Annotated in this window: 17 protein-coding genes; 4 read left to right on the top strand and 13 right to left on the bottom strand. The window is 66.7% G+C overall.

Annotated elements, in window-relative coordinates:
• Positions 1-56: 56 nt before the first annotated feature.
• The 4 genes from ACZYZ7_RS27885 to ACZYZ7_RS27900 form a co-directional block, all read right to left on the bottom strand.
• Positions 57-428 carry a nuclear transport factor 2 family protein gene (locus ACZYZ7_RS27885; RefSeq protein ID WP_450070109.1) on the bottom strand — a complete coding sequence of 124 codons (372 nt, stop codon included), beginning with the start codon at positions 426-428 and terminating at the stop codon, positions 57-59.
• A 55-nt stretch (positions 429-483) separates the two neighbouring features.
• A complete protein-coding gene (locus ACZYZ7_RS27890) occupies positions 484-1,161 on the bottom strand; it encodes a YczE/YyaS/YitT family protein (protein WP_463742237.1) in 678 nt (225 codons plus the stop codon).
• 142 nt (positions 1,162-1,303) lie between these two features.
• Positions 1,304-1,726: a hypothetical protein gene (locus ACZYZ7_RS27895; protein WP_450070111.1), complete on the bottom strand. Its 423-nt coding sequence runs from the start codon at positions 1,724-1,726 to the stop codon at positions 1,304-1,306.
• A 191-nt stretch (positions 1,727-1,917) separates the two neighbouring features.
• Entirely contained in the window at positions 1,918-2,172 is a 255-nt protein-coding gene (locus ACZYZ7_RS27900; RefSeq protein ID WP_450070112.1) for a hypothetical protein, read from the bottom strand.
• A gap of 131 nt (positions 2,173-2,303) precedes the next feature.
• Between ACZYZ7_RS27900 and ACZYZ7_RS27905 the strand changes: the two genes are divergently transcribed.
• Positions 2,304-3,143 (top strand): glycoside hydrolase family 16 protein, encoded by an 840-nt coding sequence (locus ACZYZ7_RS27905; RefSeq protein ID WP_135457711.1) that lies wholly within the window; start codon positions 2,304-2,306, stop codon positions 3,141-3,143.
• 31 nt (positions 3,144-3,174) lie between these two features.
• On the opposite strand, the gene ACZYZ7_RS27910 is transcribed toward ACZYZ7_RS27905, so the two are convergent.
• A complete protein-coding gene (locus tag ACZYZ7_RS27910) occupies positions 3,175-3,843 on the bottom strand; it encodes a phosphate signaling complex PhoU family protein (protein ID WP_450070113.1) in 669 nt (222 codons plus the stop codon).
• A 176-nt stretch (positions 3,844-4,019) separates the two neighbouring features.
• Here ACZYZ7_RS27910 and ACZYZ7_RS27915 point away from each other — a divergent pair, with 176 nt between their 5' ends.
• Positions 4,020-4,175, top strand: a complete 156-nt coding sequence (locus ACZYZ7_RS27915) for a DUF3349 domain-containing protein (protein WP_450070114.1) — start codon at positions 4,020-4,022, stop codon at positions 4,173-4,175.
• Here ACZYZ7_RS27915 and ACZYZ7_RS27920 read toward each other — a convergent pair.
• The 6 genes from ACZYZ7_RS27920 to ACZYZ7_RS27945 form a co-directional block, all read right to left on the bottom strand.
• Positions 4,172-6,097, bottom strand: coding sequence for a potassium transporter Kup (locus ACZYZ7_RS27920; protein WP_463742255.1), 1,926 nt, complete (start codon positions 6,095-6,097; stop codon positions 4,172-4,174). The two genes, ACZYZ7_RS27915 and ACZYZ7_RS27920, sit on opposite strands and share 4 nt — an antisense overlap.
• Before the next feature lie 103 nt (positions 6,098-6,200).
• On the bottom strand, positions 6,201-7,349 hold the full coding sequence (locus ACZYZ7_RS27925; RefSeq protein WP_463742238.1) for a zinc-binding dehydrogenase: 1,149 nt from the start codon (positions 7,347-7,349) through the stop codon (positions 6,201-6,203).
• Between the two features lie 30 nt (positions 7,350-7,379).
• Complete coding sequence (locus ACZYZ7_RS27930) at positions 7,380-9,164, bottom strand: hypothetical protein (RefSeq protein ID WP_463742239.1); 1,785 nt, start codon at positions 9,162-9,164, stop codon at positions 7,380-7,382.
• A gap of 114 nt (positions 9,165-9,278) precedes the next feature.
• Complete coding sequence (locus tag ACZYZ7_RS27935; protein ID WP_463742240.1) at positions 9,279-9,722, bottom strand: DUF6636 domain-containing protein; 444 nt, start codon at positions 9,720-9,722, stop codon at positions 9,279-9,281.
• A 35-nt stretch (positions 9,723-9,757) separates the two neighbouring features.
• Positions 9,758-10,534, bottom strand: a complete 777-nt coding sequence (locus ACZYZ7_RS27940; protein ID WP_463742241.1) for a glutamate racemase — start codon at positions 10,532-10,534, stop codon at positions 9,758-9,760.
• The gene (locus ACZYZ7_RS27945; RefSeq protein WP_463742242.1) at positions 10,531-12,459 is read right to left on the bottom strand and encodes a methyltransferase domain-containing protein; all 1,929 of its coding nucleotides are present in this window, start codon (positions 12,457-12,459) and stop codon (positions 10,531-10,533) included. Before ACZYZ7_RS27945 ends, ACZYZ7_RS27940 begins: the two co-directional genes overlap by 4 nt.
• Positions 12,460-12,569: 110 nt before the next feature.
• Between ACZYZ7_RS27945 and ACZYZ7_RS27950 the strand changes: the two genes are divergently transcribed.
• Both ACZYZ7_RS27950 and ACZYZ7_RS27955 read left to right on the top strand, forming a co-directional pair.
• Positions 12,570-13,703 (top strand): BTAD domain-containing putative transcriptional regulator, encoded by a 1,134-nt coding sequence (locus ACZYZ7_RS27950; protein ID WP_463742243.1) that lies wholly within the window; start codon positions 12,570-12,572, stop codon positions 13,701-13,703.
• Positions 13,704-13,708: 5 nt separating this feature from the next.
• Positions 13,709-14,554: a serine hydrolase gene (locus ACZYZ7_RS27955; protein WP_463742256.1), complete on the top strand. Its 846-nt coding sequence runs from the start codon at positions 13,709-13,711 to the stop codon at positions 14,552-14,554.
• Here the strand turns inward: ACZYZ7_RS27955 and ACZYZ7_RS27960 are convergent.
• Positions 14,542-15,966 (bottom strand): serine/threonine-protein kinase, encoded by a 1,425-nt coding sequence (locus ACZYZ7_RS27960; RefSeq protein WP_463742244.1) that lies wholly within the window; start codon positions 15,964-15,966, stop codon positions 14,542-14,544. The genes ACZYZ7_RS27955 and ACZYZ7_RS27960 overlap by 13 nt on opposite strands.
• An 86-nt stretch (positions 15,967-16,052) precedes the next feature.
• The gene (locus ACZYZ7_RS27965) at positions 16,053-16,511 is read right to left on the bottom strand and encodes a lipoprotein LpqH (RefSeq protein ID WP_450070121.1); all 459 of its coding nucleotides are present in this window, start codon (positions 16,509-16,511) and stop codon (positions 16,053-16,055) included.
• Positions 16,512-16,714: the final 203 nt, after the last annotated feature.

Here is a 16,714-nt window from a genome sequence, read left to right on the forward strand (position 1 = left end):
CAGCGCGGCTTTCCGCACGATGGGCGCGGGCGCGGAGCGTCAAATCTGTTGACGGGCTACGACAGCGACGGATTCAGAAAGACATACAGCGCAACGATTTTCCCGTCACGCACCAGGATGACGTCCAACCCGGTGTACGCCGGCTCCTCCCCCTCGGTGCCCGAGCCCCACGCAAGGATGCCCGCATTCGCGAGAACCTGCGGTTCGCCGCGGTGGGTGTACACGAATTGCGGGTGCGTCGCCCGCAGGTCGCCGGCAAACTTGTCCACCGCGTCGCGGCCCACGAAGGCGCCGTCCGGTGAGTAGACGACGCAGTCGTCGCAATAGAGATCGTCGATTGCGGCGCGCCGGCGTCGGGCGTCCCCCTCCCCGAATACCTCGGGGAGATTGCGGGTGAGCAGTTCCAGAGTCCGTTCGTTCGCAGCCATGCCCAATTAAACGGACTGCAGTCCTATTCCATTCCGGCGGGCGTCGCCGTCAGCGTCAGAAGTGCCAGCGGGTGGTCTTGACGCGTTCCTGAAACGCCTCGAGTGCCGCCAGGTCCTTCTTCATCAGCGGCTTGTTGACCTTCTCGGTGAAGAAGTCGATCAGCGGACCCGCGAAGAACGCGGTCATCACGGTCCCGATGCCGACCTGCCCGTGGAACGCCAACGCCAACGCGACGAACAAGAGGTCCTGGGCCACCCGCACCACTCGGTACGGGAGGCGCGTGTGGTCGACGATGATCGGGGCGATCGCGTCGTACGGGGCGTTGCCCAGCGCGGCGGTCATGTACATCGACGCACCGGCGGCAAACAACGTGATCCCGACGAGGAACATCACGGTCTGGATCAACCGGGTGGGCTCGCTGGGGACATGTGGGCTCAGCAGAGCCGAGAACCATTGGACGAAGTACCCGGTCATCACCATGTTGATGACCGAGCCGATCCCGATGTACATGCGGCCGAAGAAAAAGACCGGGATCAGCAGCACCGCATTGCTGATGAGCTGGTACGTGCCGAGGTCGAGACCGATCGTGTTGCTGATGCCGATGTTGGCCGCGGTGTAGGGATCCACGCCGACCTGCGCGACGCGCAACACTGCGGACCCGAAGCCCAGGACAGCCACACCCACGAGCGCCCAGAACGATCGCCGCCAGTAGTGCATGTTCTGACTACCCACAATCCACGACTATGGCAGAGCTAGGTAGTCGTCGAACGCGGCGCGCCGGAAACAGGTCGTCCGACCACCCAGCAAACACCTCGGCCCGCGCGCACCCTCGTCTCACCGGCTGGCTGACCTCGCAGGGTGAGTGCGCTCCGTTCTAGGACAGCTTCGTCAACGTGAACGAGAACCGGTCACTGCGCTCGGCCGGGCCACAGTCGCTCGCTTCCCAGGTGGCGTAGCCGTTGCCGGCCAGCGACGCGTCGTCCCAGGACAGCGTGCGTGAGGCGGTGAGCGGGGTGCCCTCACAGGTCCCCGCGTCTGGCCACGGGCTCACCATCGTCCAACGCCCGTTGTCCAGGTGGGCCTGGCCGCCATACGGCGCCCACGTCGCGCCGCCGGTGGCCGCCACGTCGGCGCATCCCGAACCACAGGACGTCACGGTCCAGGTGCTCCAGGTCGACGGACCGTCGTGGTCATAGCGATAGGTGCCGTTGAGGTCTTCGGCGGCAGCCGGGCCCGCGAAACCGATCGCCGTTCCGGCCAGAACCATCGCCGGAACAATGCCCATGACAAGTCTCACGTTCGCACTCCCTGAAGTCGCCCCGACCCGGTGACCAAAAAATTGACGCGCAGAGCATCTCACACGAACGTGCCTCGGGGACCGCAGGATTGACACAGCGACGGCCGTGGGGGCCGCCGCTGAGTGTGCCCGTACTTAGCTGGCAGGTCCGGCCCGCCACCCGTACCGGCGGGCGGGCCGGCGGCCGGCGGCTAGCGGGATTCGACCTCGAACTCGATCAACCCGGCGCTGCGGGCGTTGACGACGACGTGTTCCCAGCTGGTCGCCGCGGCCGCGATCACCGTTATGGCCGTCGCGAAGCCGGCGAGTGAGGCCAGCACCGTCGCCCACGGCCCGTCGATGGCTACGCCGAGCAGAATGGCGAGGAACGCCCCGGCGAGCACCAGTCCGGCGGCCGGCGCGCTGCGCCACCATGCCCGGCGCGATGATTCGATCGGCGTGGTCATGTAACCCACTGTCCCCGCGCTGGCTGAGCAGGGATGAAGCGTTTCCTATGGAAATGTTCTGAACCGAACCGCCCGTCGGCAAAATCACTCGACCCCTACCGATGCACGTTGCCCGGCTAAGGTGGTCCAACATGGCCAACTTGGACCGTCGAAAGATGATGATGCTGTCGGGTCTGGGCGCGATGGCGGCGGCAATACCCGCCCCTCTAGCCAATGCCCTCCCGACCAGGCCCCAGACACCGCGCATTCCGGCGCCCTCAGCGCCGCAGGCAGCGATGAACTACGTGTTCGCGGACGAATTCGACGGGCCCGCGGGCTCGGCGCCGAATTCGTCGAAGTGGACCATCGCCAAGGCCCGCGAGACCATCAAGGACCCCACGTACTGGGAACAGCCGGGCCGTATCGGCCAGTACCGGGACGACCGCAAGAACGCATTCCTGGACGGCAAGGGGAACCTCGTCATCCGGGCCACCAAGGAAGGCGACGCCTATTACGGCGCCAAGCTGGCCAGCGTGTGGGAAGGCGGGGCCGGGCACACCTGGGAGGCGCGGATCAAGTTCAACTGCCTGACCGCGGGCGCCTGGCCGGCCTTCTGGCTGGGCACCCTGGGCGAGGGCGAGCTCGACATCGTCGAGTGGTACGGCAACGGCAAATGGCCGTCAGCCACCACCGTGCACGCCAAGTCAAACGGCGGCGAATGGGAAACCCACAACATCGCCGTCGACACCGGCTGGCACACGTGGCGCACCCAGTGGGATGCCACCGGCGCCCGGTTCTGGCAGGACTACACCGAAGGGGCGAAGCCCTACTTCGAGGTTTCGGCGAGCCAGCTCCCGGACTGGCCGTTCAGCCAGCCCGGCTACACGATGTTCGTGGTGCTGAACCTCGCGGTCGCGGGCTCCGGCGGAGAAGACCCCAGCGGCGGGACCTATCCGGCCGACATGCTCGTGGACTACGTACGCGTCTGGTAGGTGCGCGAGTGCCACAACCACGGCACTCGGCTCATACTCCGGCAGCAACTGCGGAGCGAGGCAGCGGGCGACCGGTGTACTGAAAGGCCGCGCGGACCCCGATGTCCACCGCATGGTCAGCGAACCGCTCGTAGTACCGACTCAGCAGCGTCACGTCGATCGCGGCTGCAATCCCGTGGCTCCATTGTGGATCCATCACCTTGCCGAACAGGTTGCGGTGCAACGAATCTATTCGGTCGTCGTCGCACCGCAGCTGGTTCGCCCTGACCGGATCGCCGGACAGCACGACATCTCTGGCAGCACTGCCCATCTGCACCCCGATGGCCGCCATGTCGGCGAAGACGATGCTGATGTCCTGGGGCACGGCGCGCTGCGGGTGCCGTCGGCGAGCCGCCTCGGCGACGTGTAACGCCAACGCCCCCATCCGGTCTGCGTCGACGGCGTGCTGCATGCTGGTGACAACGGCGCGCAGATCAGACGCGACGGGAGACTCCAGGGCCAGCAGGCGGTAGGCCATGGCCTCGACCCCAGCGGCCTTCGCCGAGATACGCCGGTGATCGCCGATGGCTTCTTCAACCGCCGAAATCTGGGCGCACAGAAGCGCTTCGGTGGCATGGCTCATGGCGATCCCCGCCGCATGACAGAGCATCGCGATGTCCGCGGTGAGGAGATCCAACTGTCGATGAAACTCATCTCGCATGTTCCCCACGATAAGAGGCGGAAACGTATGGATGGGCGCCCCGCGGCATCAACGATTCGTAAGTATTCGGTTGGCGCACGTGCGGCGGTCGACGATGGAGCATTACGTTGGCGTCGACCGGTGTTGGTTGTCAATGGATGTCACACAAGGATCCGAAGATGAGCTGTTCGATTCACATGAGGAACGTCGTTGCGTTCTTGAGAGCCGGCTACCCGGCCGGCGTGGCCCCCACCGGGCACATCGCGTTGCTCGCCCTGTGCCCACGGCGGATCACCGACGCCGAGATCGCCTTCATGGCAGACGAATTCAAACTACAGCGTCGGGTCGGCTAGACCTCCATACGTGAACCGATGATGACGGTCCGTTCCGGAGGCAGGTTGAAGTACCCCGCCGCATCAGCCGTCACGAGCGAGGTGGCGATGAAAAGGCGCTTGCGCCAAGGGACCATGTTGGGTTCAGTTCCCGGGACGAGGTCCAGGTGCGACAGAAAGTACGACGCATTCTCGAGATCGATGCCACCTTCGGTTTCCTCGGCGGGTATCAGCTTGAGCGCCGCCGGGACATTCGGCCGCTCCATATAGCCCGCATGGATCGTGACGTGCAGGATGCCGTCGTCACGGTAACCGAGATCGTCCACCGTAATACGGTTCTGATCAGACACGCGCGGAACGGGTTCCGTCTCCACCGAGGCGATCAGGACGTGCTCGTGCACGACGTGGTTGTGTTCGACATTGGCGCGCATGGCCAGCGGCACCGTGTCGTCGCCACGATTGAGAAAGACTGCTGTTCCGGGTATCCGGGTCAAAGCCGGCCGATGTTGGGCAATGTCGCTGACGAACGGACGCAGTGGGCCTTCGATTTCGCGGCGGGACGCGGTCACCACCGCCCGGCCGCGCTGCCATGTGGTCATGACGACGAAGGCGGCGACCGCAATGACGAGCGGCAGCCAGGCCCCGTGCACGAGTTTCGTGAGGTTCGCGGCGAAGAACAGAAGGTCGACCGTTATCAAGGCCCCGCCGCCGAGCACCAGCACCCACAGCGGCCACTTCCACTGCTGCCGGGCCAGGTACAGGAATAGCGTGGTGGTGATGGTGATGGTGCCCACGACCGCCATGCCGAATGCGTATGCAAGCGCCGCAGACGTTTCGAATGCGAACACCAGCGTGAGCACTGACAACATCAGCATCCAGTTGATCCACGGCACATAGATCTGGCCGATCGTCGACGCCGAGGTGTGGGTAATCCGTAGGCGCGGCAGGTATCCGAGTTGCACCGCCTGCGAAACCACCGAGAACGCGCCGGTGATCACCGCCTGCGAAGCGATGACGGTCGCCGCCGTCGCCAACACCACCATCGGGATTTGCGCCCATTCCGGTGTGAGCAGGAAGAACGGTGCGCTCGACTTCGTCTCGTCGGCCAGGATCAGGGCGCCCTGCCCGAAGTAGTTCAACGTGCACGCGGGCAGCACCAGACCCAGCCATCCGACAGTGATGGCGCGCCGCCCGAAATGGCCCATGTCGGCATAGAGCGCCTCCGCACCGGTCACCGAGAGCACGATCGCGGCGAGCGCGAAGAAGGCGATGTGAAAGTGCCCCGCCAGGAACGTAATCGCGTACCAGGGGGACAGCGCGGCCAGAATTCCGGGGTTGGCGACGATGCCGGCGACGCCGCAGGCGCCGATCGCGGTGAACCACGCGATCATCACCGGCCCGAAGAAACGGCCGACCACGGCGGTTCCCTGTCGTTGGACGAGAAACAACCCGACGATGATCACCGCGGTGATCGGTACCACCCACGCTTCGAGCCCGGGTTCGACGACCTTCAGTCCCTCGACGGCCGACAGCACCGAAATGGCCGGGGTGATCATCGAGTCCCCGAAGAACAGTGCTGCCCCGAACAACCCGAGGGCGGCCAGGAGCATGGTGGTGCGTCGGCCACGGGTTCCGCTGCCGCGGCGCAGCAGCGTGATCAACGCCATGATGCCGCCCTCACCGTGGTTGTCGGCGCGCATCACGAGGGTGACGTAGGTCAGGGTGACGATCAGCATCACCGACCAGAAGATCAACGACACGACGCCGTAGACGTTGGCATCGTTCAGCGGCACCGGGTGCGGATCGGCCGGATTGAACACCGTCTGCACGGTGTAGATGGGGCTGGTGCCGATGTCGCCGAACACGACGCCCAGCGCACCGATGACGATCGCTGGGCGCAGGGTGTGGGCGGTGCCGTGTGAAATATCGGCGGGCGCGGACATGGTGGGCACGAAGGTCGACCGTCCTGTCAGAGCTGGGTGAGACTCGGATACCTCCGCTGATTGTGCATCCACACCCTGGGACGTACCCGGGTATCGGCGCCGGTTACGGGACCGCCTGGGGAGTCACCAGGTATTTCTCCCCGGTGGCCTTCTTCAGGTAGCTGTTGAACGCGTCGGGCTTGAGCAGCCCGGCCAGTGACACCTCTTGGGTGTAGGCGCTCGCGAACGTCGTGGTGAGCTCCGCTGCGACGCGGGCGCGCAGCCTGGCGATGGTCTCCGGCCCGGCGCCGGCGAGAAACGGTGTCAGCAGCCAACCGCCCACGCCCCAGGCCATCCCGAAGTTTCTGGTGAGGACGGTGGGGCCCGTGTCGAGGCTGCCGTAGATGTACACCTGCTTGTGCACGGCCGACCCGTATCGGGAGTATTGCGCCGCGGTCGCATTGGCCGCCTGCTCCATACCGTTGAGGATCTGGCTCGCCAACGTTCCGCCGCCGGTGGCGTCGAACGCCAGCGTCGCCGACGTCGCCTTGAGCGCCTCGACGAGATCCGTTTCGAAGGTCGGTGACGCCGAGTTGCAGACGTGGGTTGCGCCCAGGCCACGCAGGATCTCTTCCTGTTCGGCCTTGCGGACGATGTTGACCAGCGGCACCCCGTCGGCGAGGCACGCCTTGACGAGCATCTGCCCCAGGTTCGACGCCGCGGCCGTGTGCACCAAAGCCGAATGTCCTTCGCGCCTCATGGTTTCCAGCATCCCCAGTGCCGTGAGCGGATTGACGAACGACGATGCGCCGTCCCTGGCCGTCGCACCGTCGGGCAGGACCAGACACGCCGCGGCATTGACCACCCGGTACTGCGCGTACATCCCGCCGCCGGCGATCCCGACCGTCTTGCCCAGCAGGGCTTGCGCGGCCGGCGAGGCTCCCGCGGCCACCACCGTGCCCGCGCCTTCGTTGCCCACCGGAAGCGAGGTGCCGACGCGGGCAGCCAGACCGGCCAGTGCCCCGTCACGCAGCGGAGCGGTGACGACGGGACGTTCCGGGGTGCCCGCGACCGTCGCGGCGGACACGTCGGCGGCGGCCGGGATCAGCAGACCCAGGTCCGACGGATTGATCGGCGACGCCTCGATCCGGACCACGACGTCGTCTGGCCCCGGGGTGGGCACCTCGACCTCGTGCAGCGACAGTTCAAGCGTGCCGTCCGGTGTCACCAACGACCGCAACTCCAGAGCGGTCTTGGGTAGTTGCTCAGTCATGTCTGAACACTACGTCGCTACACGGAGCATTTACCCCCGGTGAACAGATCGCAGGTGGTCAGCAACCCGTTGAGCACGCCGGCCGGGATCGTCGGACACGAAGTCGGTCAGGCTGATGGCACGCAATGAGGTGAGATCGCGGGCCTTCTGCGTGCCGATCAGCACCGCCACGGCGTCGCCCTCTGCTGTGGTGATCGTGAACGAGTCGTCGCCGTCGCCGTACTGCCCCGCACAGTCGACTTGGCAGGTCCCGGTCGTGGGATCGATTTTCTCGTCGAACATGTCGTTGATCCACCCGGCGGACAGGTCCCGGACGGCCAGCGGGTTCTGCGGCTGCGGGAATCCGGCAATGGCGTAGGCAGCGACCTGGATCAGCGGGTTGCCACCCTGCATGGGATCCATGTGCACACCGCCTTCGAGGACGACGCCGGTGAACTGACCGGGCCGCGCTTCCGACAGCTGGTCGTTGACGTCGCTGAACACGTTGAGGAAATTCAGTGGGGCGCCGATCTCGTAGATCGGGATGTAATCGTTCGGGTCGTCATCGCCGGGATCAGCGGTCCCGTTCGTTTCCAGCGCGTCGAGCCGGTCCATGGCGTCGGGGATGATCGAGCCCATCGGAACCGCGTCGTAAATCACCACGCCGGCAAGCTCATTGGGCGCGTCCAGCCCCTGTTCGCGTCGGCGGCTCAACCCTTCGGCGTAGTACCCGGCCACCCCGGGAGCAAACCCGCCGCCCAGCGAGTGCCCGACGAGAACGAACTGCGTGGGCACGTCGAGGTTCTCGGCGCGGCCGGCCTTCAGCTCCGCCGTGTCCATGCTGGCGTTGAGCGCCGTGCGATCCGGATCGAGGAACAACTGCGCGACCGCCTCGTGCAGGTTGTCACCGCCGAGCCACATGCCGTCTTCCTCGAACGGGTTCGACGTGAACGTGGTGGTGACCACGATGCTGTTGGTCGTATGGGCCAGGTAGGACGCGGTGTAGCTGTAGAGCGGCCCGTTCGCGAGGAAGCCGTGCTGAAGGTAGATCATCCGGGTGGGCGGCTCGCTGTTCGCGGATGTCGGGAAATACCAATTGGATTCGACTTCGTGACCTTCGGAGATGACCAGGGTGGACGTGCTGACCTCGACGGAGTCGCGCAGTTCCGGCGGGACCACCGGGTCCCCGCCGACAGCGCGCTCCAGAGTGGCCAGGGTGTCGAAGATGGCGCCACTGATCACCGACAACGGCTTGGGATAGTTCTGCGGCTCGGGATTGAGTGTCAGCGCTCCGAGACTGCGGATCACGTCGTGGATCGTCTCGACCGGATCGTCGTGGGCCGGGATATCGCGCTGTTCACGTTGCGCGGCAAAGGCGGACCTGATGCTGATCGACGGTCGGACCCGGACCTGAACCTCGTTCGATGGCGCTTCGGTGGGCTTTGGGGTGACGTCCTCCGAGCCTTCGGGACTGCCGAGGACGCTCGCTGGGTTCCGCTCGCCGCGGGTGGCCTGCCGAATCTCGCTGCGCGCCTTGGCCTGAATTGAATCGGCGAGTTGGCGGATGGGCCTTTGCGTCCCCGCCCTGCGCTGTTTCGTCGTGGTCTGTGTGTCTGTGGCCGCTTTCGATATCGCAGATGTCGGCCGCTGTTTCACCACGCGTGTCTTCGGTTTCTGCGTTTTCTCGATGGAGGCGTTGTGCGTGGCCGCAGGCTTCGCATCGTGCTTCGACCCGCCCTCGTCGTCAGCTTGGGCTGTCCCTGCCCCGGCGAGTACGGCGGCCGATAGTCCGGCCGTGAAAATTCCAGCACCCACCCACGCTGCGACACGCGTCATTACTCGCCCCCGTTACATCGAACCCGAACTTTGTCACGCTAGCGGGGGTCGGCGCTCCGTCGGACAGGATTCGACGAGATGGCGGAATGATCAGTCCAGCAGTTGTGCGAACCCCTAGCCGAGTTCGAGGGATTCGCGCGACATCCGGAAGAAGTGTCCGGTGCCGGTGTCGGTGCAGGTGACGCCAGCGGGTTGCGACTCGCAGTTCATCGGTCCGGCCGAACGCGTCTGACCGTAGGCCAGCGTGGGCATTCCGGTGTCGAAGATGGTGTCGCCGTGGCAGTGCACCTCGGGAGCGCTGCCCGGTTTCAGGCTGACGCGGTCGCCCCAGTCCAGGTGGCAGTCCGCCGGTTTGGCCGGCGGGGTGTAGGTGTGGTCCCGGATCTCGCAGACGACGCCGTTGCTGCCGTCGAAGCCGTTCGGGACCAGGCACCAGATGTTGCCCGACGGGGTGACGAACTTGGGCGGCGGAGGGCAGGCGTATGCGGTGGCGGGGAGGGCGATGACGGCCGCAGCCGCGGCGACGAACGGGATGAGATGACGTTGGTTTGTGCTCATGGTCTTGAGCATGTGGGGCCGGCCTTGCGGAATTCTCAATGGATTCTGGAGGGGAGCGGGCATGTTGTGGAGGTCAGTTCCACTCCCCAGGCGAGCGCCGCACCACGCCGCATGGCGTCGGTATCGCCGCTGGTCAGATAAGCCCTCTGGGCTACCGGTCCGGCCTGGGCAGCGGGATGGCGCGCGGCGATCGCGGCGGCCAGCCGCTGGACCGGGTCGATCAGCGTGGCGTCGGGCAAGGCGTCGGCGAACCAGTCACTGACGGCGGGATAGTGGGTGCACGCCAAGACCACAGCTTGAGCCCGCTGCAGCGGGGCCACGATTCGGCGCAGGTCGGCGACGAACCCCGGTGACCCGGTGCGGCCGGCCTCGATGTGCGCCGACAACGGTTGCGCCACCCTGGACAGCACCTCGCGGCCGGGCCGGGCCAGCCCGCGCCGGTAGCAGCCGCTGGCGATCGTGCGTCGCCCGCCGACGATGCCGACGGGTCCTCGGACCTGGTCGGGGACAGACGCGAGGCCGTGACCGATGATGCCCTCCACTGGCACCGGCGCCTGGCTCAGCCGCGGGGCGACCGTGCTCGCCGCATTGCAGGCCAGCACCACTTCGGTGGCGCCCCTGCCGGCGAGTTCGGAGACCACTGCGTAGAGCCGGGCTGTCAGGTCCGCGCTGCGCATCCGGCCGTAGGGCGTGGCTCCGGCATCCGACCAATACAGCACCGGCAATCCGGGCACGTGCCGGTCCAGCTCGCGCACCAGCCCGATGCCTCCGATGCCCCAGTCGACGATGCCGAGGCACGGCGCCGGCGTCATGGATAGGTGAGCGGGGCGGTGAGCCCCTTGTCGAGCGGTCCGGAGTCGAACGCCATCACGCGCTGTGACGGTGTCGCGGTCAGCAGCCGCAACTGCGCGCCGGGGAACCGGCTGGCGAGATACCAGCGGTACTCGTGTTCGGCTCGGATCGGGTTGTGCCGCAGCATCTCCCGCCATGCGGGATGGCTGGTCAACGCGGTCAGATCGGCGGCGAACTGCGGCCGGTCCCGACGGGTGCGCACGTGCTCGAGCACCGACCGGGCCAGCACCGGGAGTTCGCGAACCCGTATCGGGTGCTCGACCATGTCGACCACCCAGAGCCGCCCGCCGGGCGCCAGTACCCGGCGGATTTCTGCCATCACCGGATCCCAATCCAGATACCGGAACGACAGAAAGCAGATCACCACGTCGACGTGATCGTCGGGGACGTCCAGTTGCGGACCGTCGACCCTGGCGAACCGCAGCCGGGAACGATGCCGGCCACGGTTACCTGCCTGGGCGAGCATGCCCGAGGAGATATCCACGCCGATGCCGAAGTCGAGTATGCCGTCGTCGTCCAATGCGCGTAGCAACGCACCAGTGCCGCAGCCAATTTCAAGTACCCGCAGCCTCCGCCCGAGTTCGGCTCGGGCATGTGCGGCGCGTTCGGACACCCACCGCCACTCGGTGCCGCGCGCCCTGATGTCGGCGTAGGCACGGTCGTAGAGCTCAGCCACCGGATCGTACGAGCCGACGGAACCGGCGGGGTCGGGCATGCTCAGTACCGGCGGTTGCGCTGCCGCTCCTAGGTACTTGCGCGCGGCGCCGAGCGGCCCGTGCGACTTTCGTCCCGGCGTGTCGATCAGGTAGAGATCGGCGCGGGACATCGGGCGGTGCCCCGCCCAGGAAAACCGGTCCTTGCGCGTCGACACCGTGGTGTAGTTGCGGTTTCCGAACGCGGGCACACCGAACACGTTGGCGAAGAACGGCGCGAACCAGCGCGTGGTGCGGCAGGCGTGAAAGTAGGCGCGCCCCGTGGTGGTGAAAGGGATTGTCATCGACCGCCATTCGTGCGGTGAGAACTGCTCGGGCCAGTCGGTCGATCCGAACATCGGGCCGTACATTCCGGAATGGCTGATGAGGTGCAACTGATCGATCACGCGGCCGGTCTCGGTCAATCGGGTGAGCTGCGCGGTGAAGTCCGCCTTGTGATGCAGGCCCGACACGATGACCTCGACGTCGGGATGAGCGGCGGCCAGCTCACGCGCCATGGTCGCCGCTGCCACCGCGAACTCTGCTGATCCGCCCCGGTAATGCGTGGTGTGGCCCACCCAGATCACCGGCGCAGCAACCGTTTCAGGGGATATCTGGCCGAACGGGATACGCGGGTGCTGCTCCTGCGGAATCCAGGCTCCGTAGTTACCGACCAACTCCAACATCTCGGAGCGATCCAGATCGAACACCCTCATACTGGTCGCAGGCGGGCTGTAGAAATGCAGGGTCAATCCCCCATCCAAGCCGGCCATATCGTGGATCACCTCGCTGGTGATGCTCGTGACCTCGCCGGTGTGGTGCTCGGTGCTGCTGGTGACGGACAACCGCGGACCGTCCCAGTCGAACCGCCGCTCCTCGAACCGGCCGTCCAGGACGATGACGAAACCGCCTGCCCCGCCGTGGTCGTGGGGTGCGCAGCGCTGCCATGGTCGCCACCGGGCCAGCATGATCTCGACCTCGTCGTCGACGCGCAGGATCGTCCGGGAGTACGGCTCACCGTCGTTGGGGTCGGCCGCCATCGCGGCCAGCGCCGGGCGCATACGGGCGGTCCGGATCAGCAGTTCCGGCCCGGGGACCTCGCCCCGGACCGCGACGCCGGCCAGGTCATCGAGCAGCGAATCCAGTCCGGCAGCGTCGTCGTACAGGACAAGGAGGTGCGAAATCGTGGTCATGCCGGAACGATGACGCCGACACCTTGCAGGATTCTCAACGGATCCTTGCGGTAGCGCCGCGTGGCGTCACAATGGGATGCGGACCGCGCCGAACACCGGGAAGGCAAGCGATGAGTGACACTCGTCTCGGGTTCGGCCTGCTGGGTCCGCTGCAGGTCACCGTGAACGACGCGCCTGTCGCTCTGGGTACGCCCAAACAGCGTGCGGTGTTGGCATTCCTGCTGATCAACCGTAATCGGGCGATCAGCACTGAATCGCTGATCGACGCTGTCTGGGACGGCGAGCCGGTGCCCGCGGCCCGCGCCACCATCCACACGCACGTCTCCAACTTGCGTCGCCTGCTCGGCAATGATGAGCCGGAGACACCCGCAGCGCTGGTCAAAGCGGCTCCCGGCTATCGGCTCAACGTGGCTGCCGGCAGTTGCGATCTGGACCGGTTCATCGCCGAGAAGAGTGCCGGGATCAACGCTGCCGCAGCCGGGCGGTTCGACGCAGCTGGCACGCACCTGGCCGCAGCATTGGCCCAATGGCGCGGAGACGTCCTCGAGGATCTGCGCGGATTCCGATTCGCCGATACCTTCGCCGCGGCCTTGACCGAGGACCACGTGCTGGTACACACCAGCCGTGCTGAGGCCGAGATCGCCTGCGGGCGCGCCGCGACCATCATCGCCGACCTGGAAGACCTCGCCACCAAGCATCCGTACCGCGAACCCGTGTGGGCTCAACTGATCACCGCCTACTACCTCGCGGAGCGGCAGTCCGATGCGCTGGACGCCTACCGGCGCGTCAAATCGGTACTGGCCGAAGACCTCGGCATCGACCCCGGCCCCACCCTCAGTGCGCTGCATGCGCGGATCCTGCGTCAGGAGCGCCTCGATATCCGGCAGATCGCCATGGTCACCGCGGCGCGCACCGTGAGCGCCGGCCGCACCGCGGCCAGCCGAGGTTCGACGGCCGCCGCGCTGCGTGATGCCGACGGACGCCGATACCCGTTGAAGCCGAACGTCACCCGGATCGGCCGGTTGCCCGACAACGACATCGTGCTCGATGACGCCGAGATCAGCCGCCACCATGCCGTGATCATCGACACCGGAAGCAGTTTCGTCATCACCGATTTGCAGTCGGCGAACGGTGTGCAGGTGCGGCAGGAACGTATCCACCCCAGTGCCACCGTCGGCGACGGCGACCACATCCGCATCTGCAGCCGCGAGTTCACCTTCGAACTTCAAAGCGCTGCGCCGTGACATCTATGCGCAGCGGCCGGGTGTGGGCCCTCATCGCCGTCTTCGCCGCGATCACGCTCGCCGCCGGGGTGATCATCGGGACCCAGCTCGGCAGGTGGCCGCACCCGCGGGACTCCTCCCCCACCGCGTCGCTGGCCGCGGAGTTCGCCCAACTGGAAACCGAGCTACCCGCCACGGCGGGGATCGCACTCAGCGGCGCCGGACCGGGGGCGGAGCCAATGTCCTTGGGACAGTGGCAGAGCGGCCCGGCCTGGTCGACGATCAAGGTGCCGTTGATCATCGCCGCGCTACGCGCACAAGTGCCGCCACAGATCACCGAAGCGATGACCGCGGCCATTACCCAGTCCGATAATGCCGCAGCCGAGTCGATCTGGGACAGCCTCGGCACACCGGCCGAGGCCGCAAGCAAGGTCGAGGCGGTCCTGCGGCAGGCCGGTGACCCGACGATCGTCCAATCGCAACGCGTGCGCCCCGAGTTCAGCGCGTCGGGGCAGACCGACTGGCCGCTGGCCGATCAGGCGCGGTTCACGTCGGTGGCGGTGTGCGACAAGGCGAATGCACCGGTGTTCGACCTGATGGGCCGGGTGGAGCCCGATCAGCGATGGGGTCTCGGCACCATCGGGGGCAGCCGGTTCAAAGGCGGCTGGGGCCCCTCACCGACAGGCGGCTACCTGGTGCGGCAAATCGGGGTGCTGACCACCCCGAGCGGAACGGTGGCCGTGGCGCTGGCCGCGCTGCCGGTCTCCGGGAAATTCGAGGACGGCACCGCCGCGCTCACCACGATGGCCAATTGGCTGAAACAACGGCTGGGGGCATTGCCCTCCGGTGACTGCCCGGCTCACCAGAGGTAGACGCGGGCGTTCTTTCCGCCCGTGCACGTGATCCAGCTGTCGCCCGGGGACTGCTGGCAGTGCATCAGGAAATTGGCACCGTCGCACAGTGCACCGGGCACCCTGCCGCAGTCCACGGCACCGGGGGCCGACACCGCGCGCGGCAGCGGGCTCGCGTCGCCGTATTCGGCCCAGTACGACGTCAGCACGCTGTTGGTGAAAAGGCATGAGGTTTCCGGTGTTCCACGTCCGGCGCGACTGCCGAACCCGCTGGCCGTGGTCGCTGCGAAGCCGTCATCGCACGACTGGTGCAGGCTGCTCTGATCGGGACCGGTGACCAGCGGCGGCAGCGGACCTCCGGCCTGCCCCGGATCCTTGCCGGACGCGGATGGTGGTGTGTCCGGGGACTGGCCGGCGTTGGTGGCAAGCATGCCGATCACGACGCCGAGGCCGCCGAGGATCAGCGCGGCCGACACTGCGATGACGGTCGGCAGCAACCAGGCCCGGCCACGCGGCTCGGAACGCGCGGGCTCCGCCGGTCGGTCCGGCTGTGGACTGACCGTGGGGGCGGCAAGCGTCGCTATCGGGTGCGGCAAGGTGGTCGGCGCCGAGCCGGCCCGCAGCGCGCGTTGGGCCGCACGGCCCAATGCACCCGCGGACCCGTACCGGTCGTCGGGGTCTTTGGCCATGCCGCGCGCCACCACATCGTCCAGGGTGGGGGGCACCGCGGGATTCGTGACGCTGGGCCGCGGAGGCGGTGCGGAAATGTGAGCTGCGAGCAGACTGTCCAGGTTGTCGCCGGGGAACGGTGGGTGGCCGGTCAACGCCTCGTACAGCACGCAGGCCAGCGAGTAGGAGTCGACCGCCGGTGTCACCGTCTGGCCCGTGAATCGTTCGGGCGCCATGTAATTCATGGTGCCGATGCGGGAGCCCTCGGTGGTCAGCCGGCTGTCGCCCTGGCTCTCCGCGATGCCGAAGTCGACGAGGTAGGCGAAGTCGGCCCCGGTGACGATGATGTTCTGCGGCTTGATGTCGCGGTGGATCAGTCCGGCGGCATGGGCAGCGTCCAGGGCCGCCGCGATCTGGGTGATGATGGCCACCGCGCGCGCCGGTTCCAGCGGACCGTCGGAGATGAGGTCCGACAGCGTCGCACCCTGCACCAAACGCATGTCTATGTAGAGGCTGCCGTCGATCTCGCCCCAGTCGTGGATGGGGATGACGTGCGGTTCCTGCAAGACCGCCGCCGCATGCGATTCCCGCTGGAACCGGGTACGGAAGATGGCGTCGTTGGAGTACTGATCGGCGAGGATCTTCAAGGCCACGGTCCGGTTCTTGTCCGCATCGAAGGCCTCGTACACCTCCCCCATCCCGCCCTTGCCCAGCAGGCGCGTGATCGAATACTTGCCGAACGTCGTACCGACGCGCGAATCCACTTCCAATCTCCCCTGATCGTTCGCTATAGACGCAGTATCGCCTGCACGGCCACGCCATGCAGATGATTGCCGACCTTGCGGCCCGGTCAGGGGCTCCCGATCGCCGGCACGGTGTCGGGCGGGCCCTTTGGCCGTTGGTACCCGGGGCAGGCTATCTCGATCATGACCTGGCGCCATCCCGGCCCTGCCTCGGCAGGCATCCGTCCACTGATCGTGTAGACGTCGTCGACCTTGATGGCCGTCATTTCCTGCGAGTCCTGGGTGAAGCCACTGCCTTCGGGGATGTGGAAGCCCGCCGCCGTGACGACCAGGCGGTGTGTCGTCGCCAGCATCACCCGCACGCTTCGTCGATGATTCGTCGCCGACGGCGAGGCATAGATCAGCAGGTTGCCGTCAGGGAACCGGGTGCAGGTGACCTGCGCGGCCAGGGTGTGGACATCACCGTCGATGACGATCTTCACGTCGGACAGCCCTGCTCCGGGCGCACACCCTGCCACCAGTGCGATCGCAGCCGTCGGCGCCGCGATGCCGACCCGGGCACGCATCTGCGCAGTATGAACCGACTCTGGCGCGGGAGCGACCGGAACGCGGGACCCAAGAATTAGGTAGCCAACTACGCTACGCAGCCCCTGTATCAGGCAGGACACTTGACCGGTGGCGGTGCGAAACGAGAATCCCCGGGAAAGGGGCACGGCGAATAGCGCGCAAGCCGCGCAGGACAGCGAGATCCGGGGGCGCACATGAGGAT

It is taken from the genome of Mycobacterium sp. IDUB_17, assembly GCF_055419465.1.

Bases quoted from the DNA above. Each gene is read 5' to 3' on its own strand.
- ACZYZ7_RS27935 (WP_463742240.1), bottom strand. From the start codon at position 9,722: ATGAGCACAAACCAACGTCATCTCATCCCGTTCGTCGCCGCGGCTGCG.
- ACZYZ7_RS27950 (WP_463742243.1), top strand. From the start codon at position 12,570: ATGAGTGACACTCGTCTCGGGTTCGGCCTGCTGGGTCCGCTGCAGGTC.
- ACZYZ7_RS27925 (WP_463742238.1), bottom strand. From the start codon at position 7,349: ATGACTGAGCAACTACCCAAGACCGCTCTGGAGTTGCGGTCGTTGGTG.
- ACZYZ7_RS27930 (WP_463742239.1), bottom strand. From the start codon at position 9,164: ATGACGCGTGTCGCAGCGTGGGTGGGTGCTGGAATTTTCACGGCCGGA.
- ACZYZ7_RS27920 (WP_463742255.1), bottom strand. From the start codon at position 6,097: ATGTCCGCGCCCGCCGATATTTCACACGGCACCGCCCACACCCTGCGC.
- ACZYZ7_RS27905 (WP_135457711.1), top strand. From the start codon at position 2,304: ATGGCCAACTTGGACCGTCGAAAGATGATGATGCTGTCGGGTCTGGGC.
- ACZYZ7_RS27940 (WP_463742241.1), bottom strand. From the start codon at position 10,534: ATGACGCCGGCGCCGTGCCTCGGCATCGTCGACTGGGGCATCGGAGGC.
- ACZYZ7_RS27945 (WP_463742242.1), bottom strand. From the start codon at position 12,459: ATGACCACGATTTCGCACCTCCTTGTCCTGTACGACGACGCTGCCGGA.
- ACZYZ7_RS27955 (WP_463742256.1), top strand. From the start codon at position 13,709: ATGCGCAGCGGCCGGGTGTGGGCCCTCATCGCCGTCTTCGCCGCGATC.
- ACZYZ7_RS27900 (WP_450070112.1), bottom strand. From the start codon at position 2,172: ATGACCACGCCGATCGAATCATCGCGCCGGGCATGGTGGCGCAGCGCG.
- ACZYZ7_RS27885 (WP_450070109.1), bottom strand. From the start codon at position 428: ATGGCTGCGAACGAACGGACTCTGGAACTGCTCACCCGCAATCTCCCC.
- ACZYZ7_RS27915 (WP_450070114.1), top strand. From the start codon at position 4,020: ATGAGGAACGTCGTTGCGTTCTTGAGAGCCGGCTACCCGGCCGGCGTG.
- ACZYZ7_RS27965 (WP_450070121.1), bottom strand. From the start codon at position 16,511: ATGCGTGCCCGGGTCGGCATCGCGGCGCCGACGGCTGCGATCGCACTG.
- ACZYZ7_RS27910 (WP_450070113.1), bottom strand. From the start codon at position 3,843: ATGCGAGATGAGTTTCATCGACAGTTGGATCTCCTCACCGCGGACATC.